26 protein-coding genes and 1 riboswitch are annotated in these 25444 nt (G+C 57.1%); of the genes, 10 read left to right on the top strand and 16 right to left on the bottom strand.

From position 1 onward, the window contains the following. Positions 1-35: 35 nt before the first annotated feature. The 4 genes from CFBP5473_RS08005 to crcB all read right to left on the bottom strand — a co-directional run bounded on the left by CFBP5473_RS08005 (position 36) and on the right by crcB (position 2920). The gene (locus CFBP5473_RS08005; RefSeq protein WP_027673195.1) at positions 36-821 is read right to left on the bottom strand and encodes an ATP12 family chaperone protein; all 786 of its coding nucleotides are present in this window, start codon (positions 819-821) and stop codon (positions 36-38) included. Between the two features lie 12 nt (positions 822-833). Next, positions 834-1490, bottom strand: a complete 657-nt coding sequence (locus tag CFBP5473_RS08000) for an HAD-IA family hydrolase (protein ID WP_027673196.1) — start codon at positions 1488-1490, stop codon at positions 834-836. Next, a complete protein-coding gene (locus CFBP5473_RS07995; RefSeq protein WP_027673197.1) occupies positions 1487-2479 on the bottom strand; it encodes an RluA family pseudouridine synthase in 993 nt (330 codons plus the stop codon). The genes CFBP5473_RS08000 and CFBP5473_RS07995 overlap by 4 nt, the downstream gene beginning before the upstream one ends. A gap of 63 nt (positions 2480-2542) precedes the next feature. Further along, positions 2543-2920 carry a fluoride efflux transporter CrcB gene (gene crcB / locus CFBP5473_RS07990; RefSeq protein WP_027673198.1) on the bottom strand — a complete coding sequence of 126 codons (378 nt, stop codon included), beginning with the start codon at positions 2918-2920 and terminating at the stop codon, positions 2543-2545. A 220-nt stretch (positions 2921-3140) separates the two neighbouring features. Between crcB and CFBP5473_RS07985 the strand changes: the two genes are divergently transcribed. Both CFBP5473_RS07985 and CFBP5473_RS07980 read left to right on the top strand, forming a co-directional pair. Next, on the top strand, positions 3141-3416 hold the full coding sequence (locus CFBP5473_RS07985) for a hypothetical protein (RefSeq protein ID WP_037170594.1): 276 nt from the start codon (positions 3141-3143) through the stop codon (positions 3414-3416). A gap of 85 nt (positions 3417-3501) precedes the next feature. Continuing rightward, positions 3502-3933 carry a plastocyanin/azurin family copper-binding protein gene (locus CFBP5473_RS07980; protein ID WP_027673200.1) on the top strand — a complete coding sequence of 144 codons (432 nt, stop codon included), beginning with the start codon at positions 3502-3504 and terminating at the stop codon, positions 3931-3933. A gap of 71 nt (positions 3934-4004) precedes the next feature. Here CFBP5473_RS07980 and CFBP5473_RS07975 read toward each other — a convergent pair whose 3' ends face one another. Together CFBP5473_RS07975 and CFBP5473_RS07970 are read right to left on the bottom strand one after the other, a co-directional pair. Further along, positions 4005-4994, bottom strand: coding sequence for a copper chaperone PCu(A)C domain-containing protein (locus CFBP5473_RS07975; protein WP_027673201.1), 990 nt, complete (start codon positions 4992-4994; stop codon positions 4005-4007). An 83-nt stretch (positions 4995-5077) separates the two neighbouring features. After that, positions 5078-5449: a hypothetical protein gene (locus tag CFBP5473_RS07970; RefSeq protein ID WP_084631387.1), complete on the bottom strand. Its 372-nt coding sequence runs from the start codon at positions 5447-5449 to the stop codon at positions 5078-5080. 162 nt (positions 5450-5611) lie between these two features. Between CFBP5473_RS07970 and CFBP5473_RS07965 the strand changes: the two genes are divergently transcribed. From CFBP5473_RS07965 to CFBP5473_RS07945, 5 genes are all read left to right on the top strand, one after another. Then, positions 5612-5797 carry a DUF3008 family protein gene (locus tag CFBP5473_RS07965; RefSeq protein WP_027673203.1) on the top strand — a complete coding sequence of 62 codons (186 nt, stop codon included), beginning with the start codon at positions 5612-5614 and terminating at the stop codon, positions 5795-5797. 127 nt (positions 5798-5924) lie between these two features. Next, positions 5925-6012, top strand: a riboswitch (glycine riboswitch). Positions 6013-6163: 151 nt separating this feature from the next. Beyond that, entirely contained in the window at positions 6164-7303 is a 1140-nt protein-coding gene (gcvT, locus tag CFBP5473_RS07960) for a glycine cleavage system aminomethyltransferase GcvT (protein ID WP_027673204.1), read from the top strand. 16 nt (positions 7304-7319) lie between these two features. Continuing rightward, positions 7320-7682 carry a glycine cleavage system protein GcvH gene (gene gcvH, locus CFBP5473_RS07955; RefSeq protein WP_027673205.1) on the top strand — a complete coding sequence of 121 codons (363 nt, stop codon included), beginning with the start codon at positions 7320-7322 and terminating at the stop codon, positions 7680-7682. After that, a complete protein-coding gene (gene gcvP / locus CFBP5473_RS07950) occupies positions 7682-10546 on the top strand; it encodes an aminomethyl-transferring glycine dehydrogenase (protein ID WP_027673206.1) in 2865 nt (954 codons plus the stop codon). The genes gcvH and gcvP overlap by 1 nt, the downstream gene beginning before the upstream one ends. 197 nt (positions 10547-10743) lie before the next feature. Beyond that, complete coding sequence (locus CFBP5473_RS07945) at positions 10744-12132, top strand: metallophosphoesterase family protein (RefSeq protein WP_051441102.1); 1389 nt, start codon at positions 10744-10746, stop codon at positions 12130-12132. Positions 12133-12140: 8 nt separating this feature from the next. Here the strand turns inward: CFBP5473_RS07945 and CFBP5473_RS07940 are convergent, their stop codons facing one another. Continuing rightward, positions 12141-12644 carry a hypothetical protein gene (locus tag CFBP5473_RS07940; RefSeq protein WP_027673207.1) on the bottom strand — a complete coding sequence of 168 codons (504 nt, stop codon included), beginning with the start codon at positions 12642-12644 and terminating at the stop codon, positions 12141-12143. Positions 12645-12784: 140 nt separating this feature from the next. Between CFBP5473_RS07940 and CFBP5473_RS07935 the strand changes: the two genes are divergently transcribed. Further along, positions 12785-14050 carry an MFS transporter gene (locus CFBP5473_RS07935; RefSeq protein ID WP_037170595.1) on the top strand — a complete coding sequence of 422 codons (1266 nt, stop codon included), beginning with the start codon at positions 12785-12787 and terminating at the stop codon, positions 14048-14050. Between the two features lie 50 nt (positions 14051-14100). Here CFBP5473_RS07935 and CFBP5473_RS07930 read toward each other — a convergent pair whose 3' ends face one another. The 5 genes from CFBP5473_RS07930 to cysG all read right to left on the bottom strand — a co-directional run bounded on the left by CFBP5473_RS07930 (position 14101) and on the right by cysG (position 19023). Beyond that, positions 14101-14913, bottom strand: a complete 813-nt coding sequence (locus tag CFBP5473_RS07930) for a ferredoxin--NADP reductase (RefSeq protein WP_027673208.1) — start codon at positions 14911-14913, stop codon at positions 14101-14103. Between the two features lie 145 nt (positions 14914-15058). Further along, a complete protein-coding gene (locus tag CFBP5473_RS07925; RefSeq protein WP_027673209.1) occupies positions 15059-15565 on the bottom strand; it encodes a DUF934 domain-containing protein in 507 nt (168 codons plus the stop codon). Between the two features lie 11 nt (positions 15566-15576). Further along, positions 15577-17247, bottom strand: coding sequence for a nitrite/sulfite reductase (locus CFBP5473_RS07920; protein ID WP_027673210.1), 1671 nt, complete (start codon positions 17245-17247; stop codon positions 15577-15579). An 8-nt stretch (positions 17248-17255) separates the two neighbouring features. Beyond that, positions 17256-17570, bottom strand: a complete 315-nt coding sequence (locus CFBP5473_RS07915) for a DUF2849 domain-containing protein (protein ID WP_027673211.1) — start codon at positions 17568-17570, stop codon at positions 17256-17258. Further along, the gene (gene cysG, locus CFBP5473_RS07910; protein WP_027673212.1) at positions 17563-19023 is read right to left on the bottom strand and encodes a siroheme synthase CysG; all 1461 of its coding nucleotides are present in this window, start codon (positions 19021-19023) and stop codon (positions 17563-17565) included. Before cysG ends, CFBP5473_RS07915 begins: the two co-directional genes overlap by 8 nt. Before the next feature lie 235 nt (positions 19024-19258). Here cysG and CFBP5473_RS07905 point away from each other — a divergent pair, with 235 nt between their 5' ends. Beyond that, positions 19259-19846: a deaminase gene (locus CFBP5473_RS07905; RefSeq protein WP_027673213.1), complete on the top strand. Its 588-nt coding sequence runs from the start codon at positions 19259-19261 to the stop codon at positions 19844-19846. 18 nt (positions 19847-19864) lie between these two features. Continuing rightward, positions 19865-20713: a nucleoside triphosphate pyrophosphohydrolase gene (gene mazG / locus CFBP5473_RS07900; RefSeq protein ID WP_027673214.1), complete on the top strand. Its 849-nt coding sequence runs from the start codon at positions 19865-19867 to the stop codon at positions 20711-20713. 58 nt (positions 20714-20771) lie between these two features. Here mazG and CFBP5473_RS07895 read toward each other — a convergent pair whose 3' ends face one another. The 4 genes from CFBP5473_RS07895 to trkA form a co-directional block, all read right to left on the bottom strand. Beyond that, positions 20772-21881, bottom strand: a complete 1110-nt coding sequence (locus tag CFBP5473_RS07895) for a GGDEF domain-containing protein (protein WP_051441104.1) — start codon at positions 21879-21881, stop codon at positions 20772-20774. 220 nt (positions 21882-22101) lie between these two features. Further along, positions 22102-23430, bottom strand: coding sequence for a GTPase HflX (hflX, locus tag CFBP5473_RS07890; RefSeq protein WP_027673216.1), 1329 nt, complete (start codon positions 23428-23430; stop codon positions 22102-22104). 201 nt (positions 23431-23631) lie between these two features. Further along, positions 23632-23874, bottom strand: coding sequence for an RNA chaperone Hfq (hfq, locus tag CFBP5473_RS07885; RefSeq protein ID WP_027673217.1), 243 nt, complete (start codon positions 23872-23874; stop codon positions 23632-23634). 189 nt (positions 23875-24063) lie between these two features. Further along, positions 24064-25440, bottom strand: a complete 1377-nt coding sequence (gene trkA, locus CFBP5473_RS07880) for a Trk system potassium transporter TrkA (RefSeq protein ID WP_027673219.1) — start codon at positions 25438-25440, stop codon at positions 24064-24066. Positions 25441-25444: the final 4 nt, after the last annotated feature.

Raw genomic sequence — 25444 nt, 5'->3', positions numbered from 1 at the left:
TGGTTAAAAATGCGCTAAACCGCTCGCCATCCGCGTCACTTTGCTGCGGCCAGCACTCGCGCGGCTGCGCGCATTTCGGTGAAACGGGCGGCCCGGCGGCTCTGCGCCTCTTCGTCCTCGCCCCACTGCTCAGCCGTCCAGTCCTCGTCAAGATGCGCAAGGCCCCAGACTTCTTCCACGGTCCACTCAGCTTCTGCCAGCGCCACCGCAAGAATGGCAGAGCCGGTCAGGCTGGTGATGGTGTGGAGTGCAGCGAGTTCTATAGGACTGTCGAATTTGCGCAACGCAATGGCGAAGGCCGCGATGGCCTCACGCGGTTGCTCCTGATGCATGACGCCTTCAACGAGGATGAAACGCGCGCCCAGGGAGTTCGATGCCCAGTCCAGTACCGGGTCCCACTGCTGGGTCTGCCTCGCGACGAGTTCCTGCGGCTCACCGGCGCGATAGCACAGCAGGTCGCTGGACGAAAAACGCAGGATATCCTCGAACACGGCTTGCGGATCGCTGGCAATGCCATCGATGGCCGTATTGACGTGGCGGGAAATCGGCATGGTCGAAGGGTCGAGGACTTCGGTCTGCGCATCCCACTCGTCTCTCAGCAGTTGCGCAAGAGCCTGCGTCGGCACCTGAAGCGGCTGCTTCAAGGGGGTGCGAACGGCCTTGCCATCCAGCAGAACGGCGAAGGCGCCCTCCTCCGTTTGTTCAACGGTAACATCCTTGTAGAAGCGCTTCGGCAAGGGCTTCTGCATCTGAATCTGCGCCCGGCGGATCGGGTCTGGATGGCTCAGGCCTTCCGAAAGATCGTTCAGCAAGTCACGCATGGTGTTTCCTCATCAGTCCGAAATATGGCCTGGAATTTCGCTAGGATGGTTGACGATGGCGTCGGCGCCTGCCTTCCAGAGGTCTTCCACGGAGGCATAACCCCAAGCGACGCCGATTGCTTTTGCACCGGCAGCCTTGGCCATCTGCATATCATAGATCGCATCGCCGATGACGATAGTATCTGCCGGAACCATGCCTGTTTCATGGCAGCATTCGGTTACCATCGCGGGGTGCGGCTTCGATGGGCAGTCATCGGCGGTGCGCGAGACGATGAAGTGCGAGCGGAAACCATGCGTGTCCATGATGAGATTGAGGCCACGGCGAGACTTGCCCGTTACTGCGCCCATCAACAACTCATCACGCTCTGCAAGCTTTGCAATCATCGGCGCGATACCGTCGAACAGCGGTTCTTGGAAACCGGCCTCGGCGCGCGTTTCGGGAAAGATCGCCTTGTAGTGCGCCGTCATCGCGGTCGCTTCTTCATCCACATGCGGCTTGCCCTGCATGCGGGCAATTGCGATGTCGAGTGTGAGGCCGATGATGGATTTTGTCAGAGACACATCCGGTCTCGGATAGCCGAAATGCACGAAGGTCCGCGCCATGACCTCATGAATGAGGCCCACGCTATCGACCAGCGTGCCGTCACAATCGAACAGAACCAGCTTCATTCGTCACCCTTGTCGCCATCGGCTACATCCAGACCCAGCAGATTCCATGTCTGCACCATGTGCGGCGGCAGGGGTGCCGTAACGCGCAGACGCCCGCCGGATGGGTGCGGAATATCGATGTGGCGCGCGTGGAGATGCAGGCGCTTCTGAATGCCGCCGGGGAAATCCCAGTTCGGATCTTCGATGTAATATTTTGGATCGCCAATGATGGGATGACCGATATGCAGCGCATGGACGCGCAGCTGGTGCGTGCGCCCTGTATAGGGCTCCATTTCCAGCCATGCGAGGTTCTGCGCTGCCGTGTCGATCACGCGGTAATAGGAAATCGCGTGGTCTGCGCCCTCTTCGCCGTGCTTGGCAATGCGCATGCGGTCGCCATCCGGCGTCTGTTCTTTCACCAGCCAGCTGGAAATCTTGTCCTGATGCTTGCGCGGAACGCCTTTCACCAGAGACCAGTAGGTCTTCTTGGTGTCACGCTCACGAAACGCAGCGGTCAGCTTCTGCGCTGCGCCGCGCGTGCGGGCAACGACGAGCACGCCAGACGTATCGCGGTCCAGACGGTGAACGAGGCGAGGCTTTTCACCCTTCTGGCTCGTCCACGCCTCCAGAAGACCATCGATGTGGCGCGTGACGCCGGAGCCGCCCTGCACGGCAATGCCAGCGGGCTTGTTGAAGACGAAAACCTTGTCATCTTCATGCAACAACATGCGCTTGAGAAGATCGCCATCTTCCGAGTGCTTAAGGTCCTTGGCGCCAATCGGCCCGCTCTTGACCTTGGAGTCCACATCCAGCGGCGGCACGCGCACCATCTGTCCCGGCTGCACGCGGGCGTCGGTCTTCACACGACCGCCATCGACACGCACCTGGCCGGAGCGCATGAGCTTCTGAAGCTGGCCGAAGCCGAGGCCCGGATAATGAATCTTGAACCAGCGGTCGAGGCGCATTCCGGCCTCGTCGGCCTCTACCTTGATGTGCTCGATACCTGCCATGGCAATTCCAGTCTTTCTTTTCTGTTACGCCGCCTCATTACCGTGCGGCTTTTGTCGTTGCCTTTAGAACAAAGCGCGGCCTAAGGCCAGCCCGGCGAAGATGGCGACAAAAGAAACCAGCAGGCTTGCCATAATATAAAGTGCGGACATGCCCAGAGCGCCGCGCTCGAAAAGCACGACGGCATCCAGCGTAAAGGACGACCATGTGGTGAAACCGCCTATGATGCCGGTGACGATAAAGACACGCATTTCCGCTGAGGCATCGAAACGTCGTGCAATCATTTCCACCATCAGACCAATGAAAAACGCGCCCACGATATTCACCGTCAGCGTGCCCCATGGAAAATTCGGCCCTGCAAGTCGCGTTCCCCAAACACCTACGAGATACCGCCCGACAGAGCCAATGGCACCTCCCAAGGCAACGAGAAGGATATTCAACATGCAAGGAGCTCCGCTGCAGATAGGGAATGACTGACCGGCCATACCTGCTCTTTACGATAAACCGATGCAATTAGGAATGCGCGAGATGGCCGGGCGGTCATGAAATGACACCACAACCTGTAGATATTTATTAGAATTTTCTTTAAATTAGAGTTGCAGGTTTAGGCCAGCGTCAATTCACCGGTGATAAATTGCATCGATTATCGATAGAGGTAAGGCAATGTCGTCGCAAGTGTGGTCCGTTTCGGCAAATATCGCAGCTTATGCGTCAGAAGGCGCAAAGCAGGTGCAGCGCGCGCCGCGGAAGCTGGAAATAGAAAAGGCCGCCAAGGAACTGCAGCGCATCAGCTACCCGGATATCAACTCGCAGATCATGATGGCCGTTGCTGCCACGGCAGCCTCCGTTTCCCTCCTCACGTCCGACCGCCAGAACCCTCAGGCCACGCTGGAAGAGGCTCTCGAGGCTTATGAGGAAAATCTCGCCTCGACTGAATAATTCTTGATCGGACGCTAAAACATTCAGCTTCATGTCAGCAAAAGGGCCGACTTCTATCATACAACCAATGGAAGAAAGGCATGACATGAAATCCTTCCCGAAACTGGCACTGGCAGCCGTCGCTGCGCTCTCCATCGCAGCCCCGGCATTTGCTGCAACCACCACCATAAAGGTCAATGAGGGTGGCGAAGGCGGCCAGCCCATGACGCTCACCCTCGACAAGACGACCGTAAAGGCAGGCGAGGCAGTGTTCATGGTACACAACGACGCCATGACGGAAGAACATGAAATGGTTCTGGTAAAGCTGAAGTCTTCCGACGAGAAGATACCGCTCAATACGGCCACACATCGCGTCGATGAAAAGAAGCTCAAGAGCCTCGGTGAAGTTGCAGATTTGAAGCCCGGAAAAGAAGGTCAGCTAAAGGCCAGACTGACACCCGGCACATACCTTCTGTTCTGCAATATCAAGGGACACTACGAAGCCGGAATGCAGGCCAAGCTAACGGTAACGAAATAACAGGCCAGATGAGACCAGCTTGAAGGCTGCCGGGTTGTAATACGTCCCGGCAGCCTTTTTCTTTGACTTTGTTAGTTGTGATTATGCTCGGCTTTGCCGGCATTGGCGGGACCGACGGGCAACTCGATCTCAACCTTGCCCGCCTTCTCGAAAGTCAGCGTGACGGGCACCTTGTCTCCTTCCGCAAATGGCTTGGAGACATTGAAGAACATGAAATGCAGGCCACCCGGGGTCAGTTCTACTGTTTGCCCGGCAGGAACGGCGATACCCTCATTCAACTTGCGCATCTTCATCACGTCATTGACCATCGCCATTTCGTGAATCTCGGAGCGCCCCGCCAAAGGGGAAGCAACGGACACAAGCCTGTCGTCGGACTTGCCATTGTTCTTGATCGTCACGTATCCGCCGCCAACCGGCTGGCCGGGCAACATGGCTTTGGTCGAAGCAGCCGAAATCTCCAGATCGCCAGCCTTCACAACACCGCTTTCAGCCATGGCGCCGTGATCATGGTGCGCATGCCCCTCGCCCGCTGCCTCCTGCCTCGCGGTAATGCGGATAACAGGTGCCGGATTATCCAGCGAATGCGGATCCTGCCCGTCCTTCGCAATCTGGTCCCAGTTCGCCGTGCCCTTGTCTCCGCAGAGCTGCTTCACCTTGAATGGCAAGGCGGTGCCAGCGTCTACGCCGGAAATCTTGCCTTGAAAATTGAAGGTATCGTAGAAATCGTCGGAAAGATTGCCGCCCTTCCAGCGAATTTCCAGCGGACCGCTTTTCACGTCCTGCCCGTGGTTTTTGTAGGTGTTCTGATAATCGCCCTTGATGATTTCCAGTTCCCAACCTGGCTTCGGCTGCGGCTTGGCGGCAATGAAGCCTTCCGGCAGAACGACCTGAACTTCCGTCGTCGCCAGACCGCCATCGCAGCCATGCGGCACCTGAAGCGCTGCAACAATGGTGCTTTCCTGCTCTGCCGTGCCGTTGACGAAGCTGGTATGGGCAGAAGCCGATGTGGAGGAAACTGCTGCCGCGAAGGCGGCGCATGTTGCAAACTTGATTGCTTTCATCTTTCGATCCTTTGGCTGCTGCGCTCTCGCAGTCAGTCCTATAGTGCCGCCACGCGGCTTTGTTCGTTCGGGTTCGGTATGGATCAGAAAGCGAAGGCAGGCGGCCCTCGGGCATGGTTCGTTTGCAAGACGGAAAGCTTCGCAGCTTCGCGCTTTTTTGGCGGAGCATTTTCCAGCCATGCTGCACCCACGCGTAACCAAGCGCCATAATCCGGCGTCGGCAGCAATATCGAAGACGCCAGAAGGCAGGCTTCGCAAAAGAGGATGGCATCGCTCGAATGCTTCCGCTCCTCGTGCGACGACGGCTTGCCGGACAGATGCTCGGAACAAATCTCGGCAAAAGTCCCATCCGGTAGCCGATACGATTCATCCAGCGTGACGAGGGATGCTGCAAGAACAGGCTTATGAGCAAAACCGAGAGACAGCATCAACGCGGCGCATACAATGCGCAACACGCTGTCGACTCTCTTGGGTCCAGTGCTCATGCAAAACTTCATAGTCCAATCCGATATCGCGCTTTTTGTCGTAAATCAAAGAGCAACTGAGCCCTTTGAGGAACATCGAAACCCGTGCGGCGTTTTGCAGGAAGCAGCAACCATCCAGCGGAGGAACCGGAAATGCCTGCAAAATCGAAAGCCCAGCAAAAAGCCGCCGGTGCAGCACTTGCCGCAAAACGCGGCGATATGCCAAAATCCCGTTTACAAGGCGCTTCAAAAAGCATGGCTAAGTCTATGACGGAAAAAGAACTTGACGAAATGGCGTCCACCAAGCGCAAGAAGCTTCCGGAGAAAAAAGATAGCTGACAAGCAGCAACCGGATCCCCGTCTGTTCAGCGAGATCATAAATTAAGCAGTGACGCAGGTTGAACAAAAAACTGTTCAACTGCGGCATTTGGTCCTTGCCAAGCAGCAGGCTTCGAAGATAATGAGCGCCATCCCGCTGGGAGAAGCCGCTTCAATGCGGTGCCGAAGGAGCAACCGCCCCGGAAACTCTCAGGCAAAAGGACCAGCGGCGAGGATAGAACTCTGGAGAGAAGCCGCCTGCAAAGGATGGCTCGCCGAAGGGATAACAATCTCAGGCGCAAAGGACAGAGGGGGCTCTTGAACCCGACGCTCGCAGAGTGTCACGAACATGAGCCCGCGCGAAAACGCGCTACCCTGGAGGCGTCCTTGGCAGATACAGCCGAGTTAAAAGTCACCCCGCTCCATTCCTTACATCTGTCTCTTGGCGCGCGCATGGTGCCCTTCGCCGGTTACGATATGCCCGTGCAATATCCCGCGGGCGTTATGAAGGAGCATCTCCACACCCGCGCCTCTGCCGGTCTCTTCGATGTCTCCCACATGGGTCAGGTCATCGTGAAGGCGAAGTCGGGCAAGGTGGAAGACGCCGCTCTCGCGCTTGAAAAGCTCGTCCCTGTCGATATTCTCGCCCTCAAGCCGGGCCGCCAGCGCTACGGTTTCTTCACAGACGAAAACGGCGGCATTCTCGATGATCTCATGATCACCAATCTGGGTGAGCATCTCTTCGTCGTCGTCAACGCCTCCTGCAAAGATGCCGATCTGGCGCACATGAAGGCGCATCTGTCCGACACTTGCGACGTGACACTTCTGGAAGACCGCGCCCTGATCGCGCTTCAGGGCCCACGCGCAGAAGCCGTGCTTGCAGAACTCTGGGCTGGCGTCTCCGGCATGAAGTTCATGGATGTGCGCGAAATTCCGCTACATGATGTTCCCTGCATCGTCTCCCGCTCGGGTTACTCCGGTGAAGACGGTTTCGAGATTTCCGTTCCAGCCGACAAGGCCGAGGAAATCGCCAAGGCGCTGCTGGAGCATCCAGACTGCGAGCCAATCGGCCTCGGCGCACGCGACAGCCTTCGCCTCGAAGCCGGTCTCTGCCTCTATGGCAACGATATCGACACGACCACATCTCCTATCGAAGCCTCGCTCGAATGGGCCATCCAGAAGGCACGCCGCACCGGCGGTGACCGCGAAGGCGGCTTCCCCGGCGCTGACCGCGTTCTGAGCGAGCTTGGCAATGGCACCACCCGCCGCCGTGTTGGCCTGAAGCCGGAAGGCAAGGCTCCCGTTCGTGGTCACGCCAAGCTGTTTGCCGATGCCGAAGGCAGAGAAGAGATCGGCGAAGTCACCTCCGGCGGCTTTGGCCCAACGGCCGAAGGTCCAGTCGCCATGGGTTATGTGCCCACCGATTTCACCACACCCGGCACGGCGATTTTTGCCGAGGTGCGTGGCAAGTACCTGCCCGTCACCGTCGCTGCCCTGCCCTTCATTACACCGACTTACAAACGCTAATTCTGCGGAGAAACCCATGTTGAAATTTACTCAGGAACACGAGTGGCTGAAGATCGAAGGCGATGTCGCCACCGTCGGCATCACCACCCACGCCGCAGAACAGCTCGGCGATCTGGTCTTCGTTGAACTGCCGGAAGTCGGCGCGACCTTCGCAAAGGATGGCGATGCCGCAACCGTTGAAAGCGTGAAGGCTGCATCCGATGTTTATTGTCCGCTGGATGGCGAAGTGGTGGAAATCAATCAGGCCATCGTGGACGATCCGTCCCTCGTCAATTCCGATCCGCAGGGCGCTGGCTGGTTCTTCAAGCTGAAGCTTTCCAACGCCGCTGATGCCGATGCGCTTCTTGATGAAGCCGCCTACAAGGAGCTGGTAGCGTAATGACCACGCCCACCGAATTCCATTTCACCGACTATCAGCCCTATGACTTCGCCAACCGTCGTCATATTGGTCCGTCGCCGGTGGAAATGGAGGAGATGCTGAAGGTTGTTGGCTACAAGAGCCTCGACGCCCTGATCGACGCTACCGTGCCCTCCTCCATTCGCCAGAAGGTTCCTCTCACCTGGGGTGCCGCACTGACCGAACGCGAGGCACTGGACCGTCTTCGCGAAACCGCGAACCGGAACAAGGTTCTGACTTCGCTGATCGGTCAGGGATATTACGGCACCATCACGCCGCCAGTCATCCAGCGCAACATTCTGGAAAACCCGGCCTGGTACACGGCCTACACGCCCTACCAGCCGGAAATTTCTCAGGGCCGCCTTGAGGCGCTTCTGAACTTCCAGACGATGATTTCCGATCTGACCGGCCTCGATGTGGCAAACGCCTCGCTTCTCGATGAAGCGACCGCGGCTGCCGAAGCCATGTCCATGTGCCAGCGCGTTGCGAAGTCGAAGGCCAACGCCTTCTTCGTGGATGCCAACTGCCACCCGCAGACCATCGCGCTTATCGAAACCCGCGCAGCCCCGCTCGGCTGGAAGGTCATCGTCGGCAATCCGTTTACGGATCTCGATCCGGTGGATGTCTTCGGCGCTATCTTCCAGTATCCCGGCACACACGGCCACGTCAGCGATTTCTCTGGCCTCATTGCCCGCCTGCATCAGACCGGCGCTATCGCCGCCGTCGCGACCGACCTATTGGCACTGACGCTTCTGAAGTCCCCCGGCGAAATGGGCGCGGATATTGCCATCGGCTCCTCGCAGCGCTTCGGCGTTCCGGTTGGTTACGGCGGTCCGCATGCGGCCTTCATGTCCGTAAAGGATGCGCATAAGCGCTCCATGCCCGGCCGCCTTGTCGGCGTTTCCGTCGATGCACGCGGCAATCGCGCCTATCGTCTGTCGCTGCAGACTCGTGAACAACATATCCGTCGCGAGAAGGCCACGTCCAACATCTGCACCGCGCAGGTGCTGCTGGCCGTCATGGCGTCCATGTACGGCGTCTTCCACGGCCCGCAGGGCATCAAAGCCATCGCCCAGCAGACGCACCAGAAGGCTGTCCTGATGGCGAAGGGCTTGGAGAAACTCGGCTACACAATAGAGCCGGAAACCTTCTTCGACACGATCACCGTCGATGTTGGCCACATGCAGGCACTTATCCTGCGTGCAGCCGTGGCTGAGGGCGTCAACCTGCGTAAGGTCGGCTCCACCAAAATCGGCATGAGCCTTGACGAGCGCACCCGCCCGGCAACGCTGGAAGCCGTATGGCGCGCCTTTGGCGGCAACTTCTCGATTTCGGATTTCGACCCGGATTACCGACTGCCAAAAGATCTATTGCGTACAAGTGCTTACATGACGCATCCGATCTTCCACATGAACCGCGCCGAAAGCGAAATGACGCGCTATATCCGCCGTCTTTCGGACCGCGATCTGGCTCTCGATCGCTCCATGATCCCGCTCGGCTCCTGCACCATGAAGCTGAACGCCACGGCTGAAATGCTGCCGATCACTTGGCCTGAGTTCTCCGACATCCACCCCTTTGTCCCCGCCGATCAGGCACTGGGATACAAGGAAATGATCGACGATCTCTCGGCCAAGCTCTGCTCGGTCACCGGCTATGACGCATTCTCCATGCAGCCAAACTCCGGTGCGCAGGGTGAATATGCGGGCCTTCTGACGATCCGCAACTACCACCTCGCCCGTGGCGATGCGCATCGCGATGTCTGCCTCATCCCCACCTCGGCGCACGGCACCAATCCTGCCTCCGCCCAGATGGTCGGCATGAAGGTCGTGCCGGTCAAGGTGCGCGAGAACGGCGATATCGATATCGAGGATTTCCGTTCAAAAGCAGAGCAGTACGCGGAAAACCTATCGTGCTGCATGATCACCTATCCGTCCACGCATGGCGTCTTCGAAGAGACCGTTCGCGAGATCTGCGAGATCGTCCACCAACACGGTGGTCAGGTCTACTTGGACGGCGCGAACATGAACGCCATGGTCGGTCTTTCCCGTCCGGGCGATATCGGTTCTGACGTGTCGCACCTCAACCTGCACAAGACCTTCTGCATTCCGCATGGCGGCGGTGGTCCCGGCATGGGCCCGATTGGCGTCAAGGCGCATCTCGCACCTTACCTGCCCGGACACCCGGCAGGCGACGGTCGCCCAGGTGCTGTCTCCGCAGCCCCATTCGGTTCGCCATCGATCCTGCCCATTTCATGGAGCTACTGCCTCATGATGGGCGGCGAAGGGCTGACGCAGGCAACCAAGGTCGCCATCCTCAACGCCAACTACATCGCTGCCAGACTGAAGGGTGCGTATGACGTGCTCTACAAGTCCGAGGCCGGTCGCGTGGCGCATGAGTGCATCATCGACACCCGCCCGCTGAACGAAAGCTGCGGTGTGACGGTGGATGACGTGGCGAAGCGTCTAATGGATTGCGGCTTCCATGCCCCGACCATGAGCTGGCCGGTTGCCGGCACACTGATGATCGAGCCGACGGAATCCGAAACCAAGGCAGAACTCGACCGTTTCTGCGATGCCATGCTGGCCATCCGCGAGGAAGCCCGCGACATCGAGGAAGGCCGTTCGGACAAGCTCAACAACCCGTTGAAGAACGCCCCGCACACGGTGGAAGACCTCGTTGGCGAATGGGACCGCCCCTACAGCCGCGAAAAAGGCTGCTTCCCACCCGGTTCCTTCCGCGTGGACAAATACTGGTCCCCGGTCAACCGCATCGACAACGTCTATGGCGACCGAAACCTCATCTGCACCTGCCCGCCCATGAGCGAATATCAGGAAGCTGCTGAGTAAGGTTTGATCCTCTGAACAATAAAGGCCCGGAGCAATTCGGGCCTTTTCTTTTTAGGGGTTAGTGCGCCGATGTCATCATAATGAATGGGGGTCAGCGTTCTATTTTCACACCATGTGCAAAGCGCCACCAATCACCCTATAGTTGCTATAAAAAATACTATCATAGATATTTTCAAACCGAATAGAGAGATAAAAAGATGACGGAGAAGCCTATAACCGCACTTCTTCCAGAATTGGGCGGGCATCAGTTTCTAATGTATGGCGACTCGTGTTCTGGCGTTCCCGGCGCTCTTCACGAAAAAACCTTTTCTAGCGTAAACGCTATTGTGAAGCGCCTAACTCCTCAGCCTGAATTCATCTTGTTTCCCGGTGATGAGATAATTGGTTTGACCCCTGATCCATCTGCTCTACGTGAACAATGGAAACACTGGCTCAATGTGGAAATGGCTTGGCTTGACCGCCAAAATATCCCTATGTGGCACACGACCGGCAACCACACCGCATATGACAAGATGAGCGAAGACATTTTTCGCGAAGTTTTGAAGCTCCCCCACAATGGACCCGCAGATCAGAAAGGGCTTTCGTATTGGGTGCGTCGCGACGATTTATTGTTGGTTTTCATTCATACGCTTTGGACTGGCCTTGGTGGCGAAGGGCATGTGGAGACAGAGTGGCTACAGGCAACTCTACGGCAGCACTCCGACGCAAGATATAAAATTGTACTCGGCCACCATCCGGTGTTCCCCGTCAACGGCTTTTCCGGGTCTTATCAACGTGAAATAGGTCACGAGTATACTGATGAGTTCTGGAACATATTGGTTAAGGAGAAAGTCCTTGCCTATGTTTGCAGTCACATTCTCGCGTATGATGTTCAGGTGCATAAAGGCGTGCTTCAAATTTGCACAGCCGGAGCGGGTACGGCTCACAGAATGCCTGAGAATGTTGAATATCTTCATTGCATACAGGCTGCGCTTGATAAAAACGGGATAAGATATCAGGTATTGGACACGGACGGCCTTGCCCGGGAACATTTACGGTGGCCGCCAAAATCTTCAGGGCCATCTACTGGATGGCAATGTATCGGTAACGGAGAGTCCGACGCTCTCTTTACAGAGTTCATTTCCCCAGGAAACTTTGTAGAGTTTCGTTTTACCGGAACAACAGCTGAAGAGCTGTGCGCTCCAGCGCAAACGCTTTTCACGGCGTACTCTCCTGACATCATCGCACCAATCTGGTTCGGCACGCGAGGACCCACGCAAACACTGACGTTGATCGTGGGGCGGCAACAAGGGAGAAGTCCCTCCTACTGGTTTGGTCCAGATTTACCTGCTAACTCCAAGTTTGATTTTCATCTTGCATTTTATCCTGAAATGGGGCCGGGCGGAATTCTCTACCGACAACACGATGAAATTGTGTGGACCTCACTAAGAGCTGCAACAGCTACGGGAATCGAGAAGGTTAAATGGCCGGGTGCATGGAATACAGGGTATGGTCAGCATGGGTTGGTTGACTGTCCATTCCAAGGGCGGGATTTGACTGTGAATGTTTGCGAGTGGGGTCGCACGTCTTTTACCGGCAGACGCTAATCCAACTTTCACCTTGTCAACCGAATATCCGCCGTCACGACAGTCGGCCCGTTCGCGCCGTCCTTATCTGTCGTTCGCAACCTCAAGCCATTCGTGCCAACCTTGCTGATGGTCATACCGGCAACGCGGTCGCCGTTGATGTCCTTGTTCCAGCGCACCGTCAGATTGATCGCATCTCCACGGCGACTGCCGCTGAGTGCAGATGGTCTGCCGGAGGGGCCGACATAGTTGCCGGAGTAGCGGTTGCCGCGCGCCGAGAGATCGGCGGAAATCGCGCGACGGACGACGACGAAACCACGGCAGGTGCCGTTCATCTGAAGCGAGGGGCCGGAGGCGATAGACTGGAAGGTGCAGTTGACGTTCACCGGCTTGGAGCCGATGCGCGTGGTCACTGTGCCGCTGCCTTTCCAGCTGCCGGAGAGCGAAGAGAGAAATGCACTTTCATCTGCAAAGGCCGGGGCTGCGATGAGGGCAGCTGCAACAGCCATGATGGAGGTCATCTTGTAAGTCATTTCGCTTGTTCCTTATTTAAGGAAAGCGAACGTACTGACTGACCGAAGGTTCCTGCCATCGAATAGTTATAGCCTATAGCAACCAAACATTCCGCCGCGCGTTTGTCGCCAGCTTTACCTCTCATGCTGGAGCATCACGCATGACATCTATTGCTTCTTCATCTCCACAAACCGGTTCATACGGAAATGCTCCGCGCAGCGGCATTAGCGACAGAACGCTGTTTGCGCTTGCCGTCCTCAACTTCTTCCTGGCAGATGCGCGTGACGGGCTTGGTCCATTTCTCGACGCGTTTCTGGCAACCAACGGCTGGTCGCCCATGCAGCTTGGCATCATCGCGACGGTCGGCGGCCTTGTTGGTCTGGCCGTTACGCCAGTCTGCGGCGCGCTCGTCGATGGCTCCACCTGGAAGCGGGCTCTCATTGCCGGGCCTGTGGTTCTGGTGACCGCTGGCGCGCTGATCACGCTCATCTTCACCAACGAGGTCGTCGTCTGGTCAGGCCAGATCATGACCGCCGTCGTGGGCGCCGTTGTCGGGCCTGCGCTGGCGGGGCTGACCCTCGGTCTGGTCGGCGAGAGAATGTTCTCGCACCAGATATCGCGCAACGAATTCTGGAACCACGGCGGCAACTTCGCCTCGCTCTTTGCCACCTATGTCGCGGTGTCCTATTTCGGCGTCTCAGGCGTCATTGGGCTTATGGTCGTCACCGCCATCGGCACGTTGATCGCCATCGCCGCTATCGACCCGAACCGCATCGACCACGAGGTCGCGCGCGGGCTTGGGCATGATGAGGGCAAGCCGGGTCCGTCCGGTTTCGATGTTCTCTTTCACGAGCGCGGCCTCATTCTGCTGGCGATCATTCTCCTGATCTTCCACTTCGGCAACGCACCGATGGGCCGCCTGATTGCGCAGAATTTCGCGGTGGAACTGAACTCGCCCTTCAAGACCACCGCGATCATTACCGGCGTTGCGCAATTTGCCATGATCTTCGTAGCCGCCATAACACCTTGGCTCATCCGCCGTTTTGGCCTATCAACCGTTTTTCTGATCGGACTTGCCGCCCTGCCCCTGCGCGGCGTCCTTGCGGCATCCTTCCATGAATTCTGGGTGGTTTATCCGGTACAGTTGCTGGATGGCATCGGGGCTGGTTTGCTTGGCATCGTCACTCCCGTCGCAGTCGAGCGAATTCTGAAAGGCACGGGACGGTTCAATGTAGGTCTTGCCAGCGTGATGACGGTTCAGGGCATCGGCGCTTCGCTCAGCAATGGCGTAGCGGGCTGGCTGACCACCGAGGGCGGGTTTGGCCTGTCGCATATGGTTGGCGGCGGGATTGCGGCCATCGCCATCATTCTTTTCGTGATGTTCCGCAGAGACATCGTTCCGAAAGACGAGACCACAGAAGCTTGAAACAAAAAAGGAGGCCAATGGCCTCCTTTGAATTTTCATCTCTAAGATGCTCAGCCTACGAAAGCGCGCTCGATAACGAACTCGGCTGGCTTGTTGTTCGCACCTTCGGTCAGACCCGCCTTTTCCAGCAACTCTTTCGTGTCCTTCAGCATGGCCGAGGAACCGCAGATCATGCCGCGGTCGATTGCTGGATCGAGAGCTGGAACGCCGAGATCTGTGAACATCTTTCCGTTGGAAATCAGGTCGGTAATGCGACCCTTGAACGGATAGTCTTCACGCGTCACGGTGGCGTAGTGCTTCAGCTTGTCACCGACGATTTCGCTCAGGAATTCGTGGTTTCTGATTTCCTCGACCAGATCGAAGCCGTATTTCAGCTCAGCAACATCGCGGCACGTATGGGTGAGGATGACTTCCTCGAACTTCTCATAGGTGTCCGGGTCGCGAATAAGGCTCGCGAAAGGCGCGATGCCTGTGCCGGTGGAGAACATGTAGAGGCGTTTACCGGGCGTCAGCGCATCCAGAACCAGCGTGCCTGTCGGCTTCTTGCGCATCAGCACCGTGTCACCCGGCTTGATCGCTTGAAGGTGAGAGGTCAGCGGGCCTTCAGGAACCTTGATCGAGAAGAACTCCAGTTCCTCGTCCCAGGCCGGGCTTGCGATGGAGTAGGCACGGTAGATCGGCTTGTCACCAACCATCAGGCCGATCATGGCGAACTCGCCGGAGCGGAAGCGGAAGCCAGCCGGGCGCGTCATGCGGAAGCGGAACAGATGGTCAGTATAATGCTCGACAGAAAGCACCGTCTCGGCATAGACGCCATCAGGTATTTTGACCGCAAATTCTTCCGTTTTGGCTGGAGCGTTCATTCTCTTTCCGTTCATTTTCACAAAATGCCAGACATTCTTTGGCGCGGAAATACACTATTCAGCGCCTGTTTTGAAGGTACAGGAATGTCATTGTCGCTATGCAGATGGAAATATGTATCTAAAACTCATATTTCCACGCAATGTTTCATACTGCCGCACGCCTGCGCCAGCTGTAGCTTTCACCTTCCGCCGCCGGTTTCGCGGTCGGCTGGTAGTAGACATCGATACCGGGCAGACGATTCTCCGACAGACGGCGAAGGGCGGTCTCGTTGCTAACGGCAAAGCTGGTAAAGCCAGTCCGCAGCATCAGCGGAACCTGATCGATCAGAACATCACCGATGGCACGCAGTTCACCCTGATAATTCAGCCGTGAGCGCAGCAGCGATGCGTGGCTGAAACCGCGACCGTCATTGAAGGCCGGGAAGCTTACCGCGATAATTGCTATGCGGTCGATGAATGGCTCAAGCTTGGCAACGTCATCGGCTGGCGTGATCAGAACTCCGAGGCCGACATCATTGCTTTCCGCCGCCTTCGTCAGAAATGCATCCAACGGAAGAACAGCATTTTCGCCCTCGCCCGCCTTAACCTCATCGGTCTCAATGACCCAGTTATCGTTTTCGACGAAGCCGCCTTCGTTCCAGATTTTCGTCATCTCAATCTTCCTTACGCGGCTTCTGCGGCAGCAGGATACAAAGCGTCCTTGAAAGGCTGCGGTCCAACCCGGCGGTATGCTTCGAGGAAGGTTTCTTCCTTCGAAAGCCTCAAGCCCAGATAGGTGTCGACAATGGTCTCCACCGCATCCGTCACCTTCTCAGGCTCGAAACCGCGTCCGATGATTTCGCCGATGGAGGAGTTCTCATCACCCGAACCACCAAGCGTTATCTGGTAGAGTTCCGCGCCCTTCTTCTCCACGCCCAGCAAGCCGATGTGGCCCACATGGTGGTGGCCGCAGGCATTGATGCAGCCGGAAATCTTGATCTTCAATTCGCCGATTTCCGCCTGACGCTCCGGCGCACCGAAGCGCCTGGAAATTTCCTGCGAAACCGGAATGGAGCGAGCATTGGCAAGCGCGCAATAGTCGAGCCCAGGACAGGCAATGATATCGGTGATCAAACCGGCATTGGCGGTTGCGAGACCCGCACCCGCAAGCGCGCGATAAACCGGCTCCAAATCAGCCAGCGCCACGTGCGGCAGGATGATGTTCTGTTCGTGGCTGATGCGGATTTCATCGAAGGCATATTCGGCGGCGATATCCGCCACGATCTCCATCTGCTCATCCGTTGCATCGCCTGGAATGCCGCCAATTGGCTTCAGTGAAATCGTCACCATGCCATAGTCAGGGTGCTTGTGCGGCTGCACGTTCTGGTCCACCCAGCGGGCGAAATCCGCATCCGCCTTTTTCCAGCGCGCAAGGCTCTCCCAGCTCTCGGGGCGATCCTTCAACTGCGGCGGTTCGAAATAAGTGGTGATCGCAGCGATATCGGCGTCGGGCAGCTTCAACTCGCCGTTCTTCAGATGAACAAATTCGGTCTCGACCTGACGCGCCAGTTCTTCCGCACCCGTTTCATGAACCAGAATCTTGATGCGCGCCTTGTACTTGTTATCCCGGCGGCCATGCAGGTTATATACGCGCATGATTGCGGTCGTGTAGGACAGCAGGTCTTCTTCCGGCAGAAACTCGCGGATTTTCTTGGCGATCATCGGCGTTCTGCCCTGCCCGCCACCAACATAGACCGCAAAGCCGATTTCGCCCTTGTCGTTCTTTTTCAGGTGCAAGCCGATGTCGTGAACCTGAATGGCCGCACGGTCGCGCTCCGCACCCGTCACGGCAATCTTGAACTTGCGCGGCAGGAAGGAAAATTCCGGGTGGACGGAAGACCACTGGCGCAGAATTTCCGCATAAGGGCGCGGGTCGGCAACTTCGTCTGCCGCAGCACCGGCGAAGTGGTCTGCCGTTACGTTGCGAATGCAGTTACCGGAAGTTTGAAGCGCGTGCATCTCAACGCTTGCCAGTTCTTCCAGAATGTCTGGCGTATCGGCAAGGCGCGGCCAATTATACTGAATGTTCTGGCGCGTGGTGAAGTGGCCGTAGCCACGGTCGTATTTGCGGGCGATGTGGGCCAGCATCCGCATTTGCTTGGAGTTCAGCGTGCCGTAGGGAATGGCAACGCGCAGCATATAGGCATGCAGCTGAAGATAAACGCCGTTCATCAAACGCAAGGGCTTGAAGGCATCCTCGGCCAACTCACCGGAAAGGCGGCGCTCCACCTGATCGCGAAACTGCTCCACGCGACCTTTTACGAAGGCGTGGTCGAACTCGTCATAACGGTACATGGTATTCCTCAGACTGCGATAAATGCTGCGTCAGCAGGCTTGAAGCCCTTGGCGTAGTGCATGGTTGGGCCTGCCGCACGAATGCGTTCGCGCAAGCGCGTTGGCCAGAGCTGGCCGTTCTCTTCGGTCACGTCGACGACATTCACATCAACGACCTTGTTGGCGGAAAAATCGCGCTTGCCGATTTCCTCGAGCGACGAAACGGCTTCCGCGTGGCGCGCGACCAGAGCCGATTGAAGGTTTTCCGTCCACTCGCCATTCGCATCCAGCCACACGGCAATGCCGTCGCTCAGGCGGTTGGCCGTCAGTACCTTGTCAACCATTTGCATACTCCTGTTCCAGATCCGCGCGCAGTGGGGAGACTGCAAGCGCCTCGGATCTTTCAAAATTCGCACCGGCAACCGCGTCGCCGATGATGACCATGACCGGACCGGTCAACTCGTCGCGATGCTCCAGATCCGGCAGATCCTTGAGCGTGCCATGCATGAGCCGGCGATAGCTGCGGCTGGCATTTTCAATGACGGCAACCGTCGTATCCGCGTTAAGACCAGCGCTCATCAGGCGCGTTGCAACGGATGCAGCGACGGAACGACCCATGTAAACGGCAATGGTCGCACCAGAGACCGCAAGCCGCGCCCAATCGGGAAGCACATCGCCAGCCAGATCATGGCCGGTCGTGAAGATGAGCGACGACGCGACGCCTCTCAGTGTCAGCGGCAGTTCGAAATCAGCCGCCGCCGCAAAAGCAGACGTGATACCGGGCACGATCTCGTAGCCGATACCAGCCTCGCGAAGCGCTGCCATTTCCTCGGCTGCACGGCCATAAACCAGCGGATCACCTGATTTCAGACGGACCACGCGCTTGCCTTCCAGCCCAAGAGACACCAGCAGCTTGTTAATGTCTTCCTGCGACTTGGAGTGACAGCCTTTGCGCTTGCCGACCGAAAGCCGATCCGCATCACGGCGGCCCATATTGACGATTTCCTGCGGCACAAGGGCGTCATAAACGATGACGTCTGCCTGCATCAGAACGCGCTGGGCACGCAGCGTCAGCAGATCTTCCGCACCGGGGCCAGCGCCGACGAGCCAGACATAGCCTTCGGGGCTTTCCGGAGATTGAAGCAGATTTTCAGCGGCGCGTTTCGCGGCATCCATATCGCCCAGCGCCACAGCATCGGCCACGTGACCGGAGAAGAAACGGCGCCAGAAATTGCGGCGCAATGCGCCCTTGGCAATCGTGCGTTCAGCTGCATCGCGATAATCGACGGCCAGACGCGCAAGGCGTCCGAGCGAAGGTGCGAGCATCTGATCGATGCGGGCGCGCACGATCTGGCCCAGAACCGGCCCTGCCCCTTCGGTGCAGATTGCGACGGAAAGCGGGGCACGCGCAACGAGCCCTGGCGTATAGAAATCGCAATAGCCGGGCTGATCGACCGCATTGGCCGGTATCGATTTGGCACGAGCCGCGTCGACGATCTGGCGATCCAGCGCTTCGTCGCCCGTTGCGGCAAAGACAAGGGTCATGCCCTCAACCTGTTCAGGCGAGAAGCGTTGCGCGGTGACACTGACCTGCTCCTTGCTCAGGAAGGCCGCGTAATCAACCTCGGGCTCGTCAGCGAAAGCCACGATGTGAGCGTTCGTATTCGACAGCAGACGGACCTTCGCATAGGCCTCATCGCCATTTCCGAATACGGCAACACGCTTGCCCTCCACCTTGAAAAAGGCGGGAAAGGTCGTCAGGCGCTCATCAGCGTGGGAAGCAGGTGTTTCAGACATGGTCACAATATCGCCGATCGCTGTTTGAGGTTGAAGGTACGAAAATTCCTTCGACATAATGCAGTAGATTTTTATTTCTCGGCAAGCCATGTTTTAGAGGAAAACCAACCGATGCGACCAATTCGCCACGGCTTATGTAAATCACCGAATTTTCTATAAGAATCCTATATTTCTCCGCCACTTTCTGGTCTAAATCATGGCGAAAAAATCTGCTGCATATTGATAGGGCCATACCTTGACCGAGCAATCCATAGCCTCCCGTCTCCTCGATGTTATCGAACACGATATCCTGCCGCTGACCGCCCGCGGCGTGTCGCTGGGCAACAAGGTCTTCGGAGCAGCCATATTGCGGAAGTCGGATCTGTCCCTCGTGCTGGCCGAGACCAATAACGAGCTGGAGAACCCGCTCTGGCATGGCGAGGTCCACACATTGAAGCGGTTTTATGAGCTTGGCGAGAAGCCGAATACGAAAGACCTCATCTTCCTTTCCACCCACGAACCGTGCACCATGTGCATGTCGGCAATCACTTGGGCGGGCTTCGATAATTTCTACTCCTTCTTCAGTCATGAAGATTCACGCGATGCTTTCGCCATCCCGCACGATCTGAAAATTCTGAAGGAAGTCTTCGGGCTGGAGCCCGGCGGGTATCGCCGCCAGAATGCGTTCTGGAACTCCTACTTCATTGCGGATCTGGTGGAGAGCGAAGATGAGCCGTTGAAAACCCGGCTGCGGGAGCAGACGGCGCGCATCAAAGCCATTTATAACGATCTCTCGACCAGTTATCAGTCGTCCAAGACCGACAACAACATTCCTTTGAACTGACCCCGCAGGAAAGCCGCCATGGAAGCCTCGAAAGATATTTCCCGTCTCATCGAGATCATGGAGGCATTGCGCCAGCCAGAAACCGGGTGCCCGTGGGATGTCGTGCAAACCTTCGAGACCATAAAGCCCTACACCATAGAGGAAGCCTACGAGGTAGCGGATGCTATTGAGCGCAAGGATATGGACGATCTTTGCGAGGAACTGGGAGACCTGCTACTACAGGTCGTCTTTCATTCCCGCATAGCGCAAGAGATGGGCGAGTTTTCCTTCGGCGATGTGGTGCAGGCTGTCACCTCCAAGATGATCCGCAGGCATCCGCATGTTTTTGCTGTTTCTGCTGCAGACACGCCGGAATCGGTCAAGCTGCAATGGGATCAGATCAAGGCTGCGGAAAAGCGCGAGCGCGCCGAACGTCGGGCAAGCCGCGGCATTACCGAGGATTTCAAGGCGGGATTTCTCGGGTCGATCCAGCGCACGCAGCCCGCCTTGACCGAGGCCCTGAAGCTACAGGAACAGGCCGCCCGCGTCGGCTTCGACTGGTCCGCGCCGGAACCGATCCTCGACAAGATCGAAGAGGAAATCGGCGAACTGCGCCAGGCATTGGCTGAGGGCAATCCTGCCAAGGTGACGGACGAACTCGGCGACCTGATCTTCGCTCTGGTGAATATTGGCCGTCACGTCAAAACCGATCCGGAAAATGCGCTTCGCGGCACGAACACCAAGTTCCGCAGGCGCTTCAACCACATCGAAACATCGCTGAACGCTTCAGGCTCCAGTTTGGAAAGTGCTACGCTGGAACAGATGGAAGAACTTTGGCAGGCGGCGAAAGCTATCGAACGTCAACTCGATACGAGCCGGAACGGTTGAACAGGAGCATCGACGCCCTGCCCTTCACCTTGACCTGAAGGTGGTAGCAGAGCCGCAATCAGCTCGCCTGTCGAATGCCTTCCAGCGGTGCCGCGCTTTCGAAATCCTCTGCCCGGTAAAGCGTAAGCTGATCACGACCGCTTGCCTTGGAGGCATAAAGCGCCATATCCGCTTTCTTGATCAGCGCGAGCGGCGCGCTCATTTTGTCCTCGCAGATGGCAAGGCCCATGCTGAGCGTGGCGGAAACCCTCTGCTCATCGATATTGTGCTTGATCGTACTCACGATCTGCCGGGTGCTATCGGCGAAAGCCAGCGCTTCCTCCATGCCAATTCCGGGCTGATACAGAATGAATTCTTCTCCGCCGAAACGAGCGAAGCTGTCCATCGGGCGCACCCTGCTCGAAAGCTCGCGGGCCACCCGCGCCAAAACTTCATCGCCAGCCAGATGCCCGAAACCGTCATTGATGCGCTTGAAATAGTCGATATCGATCATCACGATCGCATCGCCCTGCCGCATTACATCCGGCAAGCGGGAACTGAAGGAATGCCGGTTCGGAACGCCTGTCAGAACATCGAGCTCCGCAAGCCTGCGCAATCTCTCTTCCGCACGCTCCTTCACCAAGGCCATGACGAAAAACGCGATAGCGAAATGGCAAACGATAGAGACAAAGAACGAGTTTCGCGACAGGCCGACCGAGGTTTCAGGCAGGATGTTTCCGACGACCACAAGAAGCGTCAACACCGCCGATGCAATGATGGCAATAGACAGGGCCTTGCGAACTGGCAGTGGTTCAATCAGCCTGTCGGACAACACGACATATGCCGAAGCGAAGAGCAGCGAAGCTGCCGTCAGTTGAAATGAAATCGTTCTTGCGACTGGTATCGTGTAAAGGCCCGTCGCGAGCAACAACGAGCATGCACCTAATGGCAAAAGCAGTACCAGCCATTCTTTCTGCCGGATGCGCTGGCTGCTGATGCGGCACATGCCGATCCAGAATGTTGTGTAACCGGCCAGACCCGCAAAATTGCCGGTCAATGCAAATTCATGCTCGCAACCTTCAACCAGTTTCCCGATGCCTGAAAGGGTCGAAGCCGTTGCTATCAGGAAAAAACCCGCAGCAAGGTGCCCTAGCCCGACACTCTCTTTGGACTGGGAACGCACATACATGAAGCACAGCGCGCCGATGAAAAAAGAGAGTTTATGAAGCAGGAGAACAGTAGGAAGATCTAAAGGTTGCAACATCAATTATAGCTCGCATCAATTGCGAGACAATATCATACGGCCGCCCTTACGAAACCCTAACAACCCAATGATTATTGTTTGCTATAGTAAATAATCGACGGGCAGATTCGGGACTGCGTCGCGTCCCGTTATCATACTGAAAAGATTATCGTTCCCAGTCTTCAGGCTCGGCTTTCGCCGAAATTCCAAGGCGGCGTTCAAGCTCTGCTCCCTGCATCTCAGACAGACGCACATCGAGCGCCACGGAACCATCTTCACGGTCCTCGCGCCCGTCCACTATGGCATTGTCGTAGACCCATGAAAGAAGCGGCAACTGATCTACATTCAGAAAGATTGTCGTCTCCGTCAGAACGCCGGAAAGGCGCTTGGAAATCTCTTCCATCAGCGCATCCACGCCCTCGCCGGTAATGGCTGAGACGGCGCGGATATTGGCCTTGCCTTCCGCTCTCTGCATGATGGCGTCGTGCGCTTCGGGTTCCAGCCTGTCGACCTTGTTCCAAACCTCGATGATGCGCTCTTCGGCAACCTTTTCATCGATTCCAAGGTCACTGAGGATGCGAAGAACGTCTCCTGCCTGTGCTGCATTGTCTGGGTCGGACATGTCCCGAACATGCAGGACGAGATCGGCTTCCAGCACTTCTTCAAGCGTCGCGCGGAAGGCTGCGACGAGATGCGTCGGCAGGTCCGAGATGAAGCCGACGGTATCGGACAGGATAACCGTGCGGCCATGCGGCAGCTTCATGCGGCGAAGCGTCGGATCGAGCGTGGCAAAGAGCATGTCTTCCGCCAGAACCCCCGCACCGGTGATGCGATTGAAAAGCGTCGATTTCCCGGCGTTGGTATAGCCTACCAGCGCAACGATGGGATGCGGCACCTTGCGGCGCTTGGCACGGTGAAGCTGGCGGGTCCGCACCACCTGCTCCAACTCGCGTTCCAGGCGAACGATGCGTTCCTGCAGCAAACGACGGTCGGCTTCAATCTGGGTTTCACCGGGACCACCCATGAAGCCCGCACCACCGCGCTGGCGCTCAAGGTGGGTCCAGCTGCGAACCAGTCGGCCCTTCTGGTAGTTCAGGTGGGCGAGATCGACCTGTAACGTGCCTTCCTTGGTCGAAGCCCGGCGACCGAAGATTTCCAGGATCAGACCGGTGCGATCGATGACCTTGGAGTTCCACTGTTTTTCGAGATTGCGCTGCTGAACGGGTGTCAGCGGATGATCGACAATGACGAGACCCGCATCCGTCTCATCCAGCAGATGGCCGATTTCCTCGATCTTGCCAGTGCCGAACAGGGTAGCCGGGCGCGGCTGGCTTACCGGCACGATGAGCCCCTGCGTCACCGTCAGATCGATGGCAAGCGCCAGACCTTTCGCCTTCTCAAGCTTCGCTTCCGTGGAGCGCGTCGGCGTCGTGACGGTTGCCTCACGGGCATCGCGCTGCTGCTTCAGAAGCGGAACGAGAACCACCGCGCGCATGTCGTCGCGGCGCTTTTCCAGTTCCGGGATGATGGATTCGTTCGAGGTATCACGCGTAGAAATTTGAAGGTCCTTTTCGGTTCTCGTCAGGCGGCACTAGAAAAACACACAAGCGTCTACGAGGCAAAACAACGGAGCTGCTCAAGGAGTTCCGTTGCTTGGCTTTAACCGGCAGATTGCCTTCGCATATGCGCGGATGGATCAGGCCGCGCCTTCTTCCGTCTCGAACATCTGCATCGGCTGGCCCGGCATGATGGTGGAGATCGCGTGCTTGTAGACAAGCTGGGAGTGTCCGTCACGGCGCAGAAGAACGCAGAAATTATCAAAGGACGTAACGACGCCCGTCAGCTTCACGCCGTTGATGAGGAAGATCGTCAACGAGATCTTTTGCTTGCGAACAGTGTTGAGGAAGAGATCTTGCAGGTTTTGAGAACGTTCCGCCATGGCGCCGCTTCTTTCTTTTTGTGCCCGGATGGGAGACCGGGAAATAAACAATCAATTATATATCCGGTTCGCCCTGTCCCCCTGCCAACCGGTGGAACTCTGGTATCAAATCACGGTCCCTTCCGCAATGTCGAAAAAATCACTCGGCTTTTTCGAGGGAAACCACGTAAAGCCCTAAATCACGCCTGATTAGAAGTACTGGATCGATACGCGGAAAAGCTGTTCCACATCGCGCACCGACTCAGCCGATGCAAACAGGATCACGCGGTCCTTCGCCTTGATCTTCATGTTCCCATCAGGCCGCAAAACCTTCTTGTCACGATAGACCGCGCCGATGCGAATGCCGTCCGGCAGATCGATTTCACGCAGCGCCTGCCCCACCAGCGGAGAGGTTTCCAGCGCTTCCGCCTCGATGATTTCGCCATTGCCGCGCTGTACCGCGTAGACAGAGCGGATGCGCCCTTTTCGCACATGCTGAAGCACGCGTGAAATGGTGACGGCGCGCGGATTGATGTAGGCATCCAGCGCCAGCGATTTCGCGACGTCGTGGAATGACGGGCCATTCAGCAGAGCCAAGTTCGACTTGCATCCAAGCTGCTTGGCCATCACTGCGCCCAGAATATTGGTCTGGTCGTTATTGGTCAGCGTCACGATGAGATCCGCGTCCTGAATATCTGCCTGATGCAAAATTTTCTGGTCGAGAACTGAACCGTGCAGGACGATTGTCGAGCTGAGCTTTTCGGATGCCGCAATCGCCTTTTCGCGGTCGAACTCGATTATTTTCACCCGTGTCTTCGGCTGCAGTTCCTCGATGGAACGCGCAACATACTGTCCGATATTGCCGCCGCCTGCGATCACGATGCGGCTCGCTTCCTTCTCTTCATGACCGAAGAGCCCCAGCGTGCGGCGCGCGTGCTGCCGCTGGCAGATGACGTACGCAAGGTCTCCCGTCTTCAACTGCTCGGAGGAATCGACAGCCTTGAGATGCCCGTTGCGAAACACGCCGACGACCGTTGCGATGAGGTCAGGAAAAAGCTGGCTGAGCTGCTGCAACGGCGTGTTCACTACCGGGCAGTTTTCCATGCACTCGATGGCCAACATCGACACATTGTCATCGGCAAAGCGCACCACGTCCGTCGCACCCGGAAAGGCGATGCGGCGCAGAACCATCTTGCCGACTTCGATTTCCGGCGAGATCGTCACATCGATGGACATGTTCTCGCGGCTGAAGAGATCGCCATATTCCGGCGCAAGATAGCTCTGGTCGCGAATACGGGCGATCTTGGTCGGGACGCTGAACAGCGCATGCGCCACTTCGCAGGCAACGATATTGATTTCGTCATAGAGCGTGACGGCGATGATCATGTCGGCCTGATCTGCTCCGGCCTTCGCCAGCACATCCGGGTGCGAGCCGTGTCCGACATAACCGCGAACATCCAGCGTTTCGGTAATTGCCGTAATCAGCGCCGCCGAGGTATCGATGACCGAGACCTCGTTATCTTCTCGCGACAATTGTTCGGCAATGCCGTAACCCACCTGCCCCGCGCCACAAATAATGACTTTCATATGC

Origin of the sequence: Agrobacterium larrymoorei (genome assembly GCF_005145045.1) — a bacterium.
Classification (GTDB): Bacteria; Pseudomonadota; Alphaproteobacteria; order Rhizobiales; family Rhizobiaceae; genus Agrobacterium; species Agrobacterium larrymoorei.
Note: the sequence above shows the minus strand (reverse complement) of the source record. Positions and strands in the feature narration are given on the sequence as shown.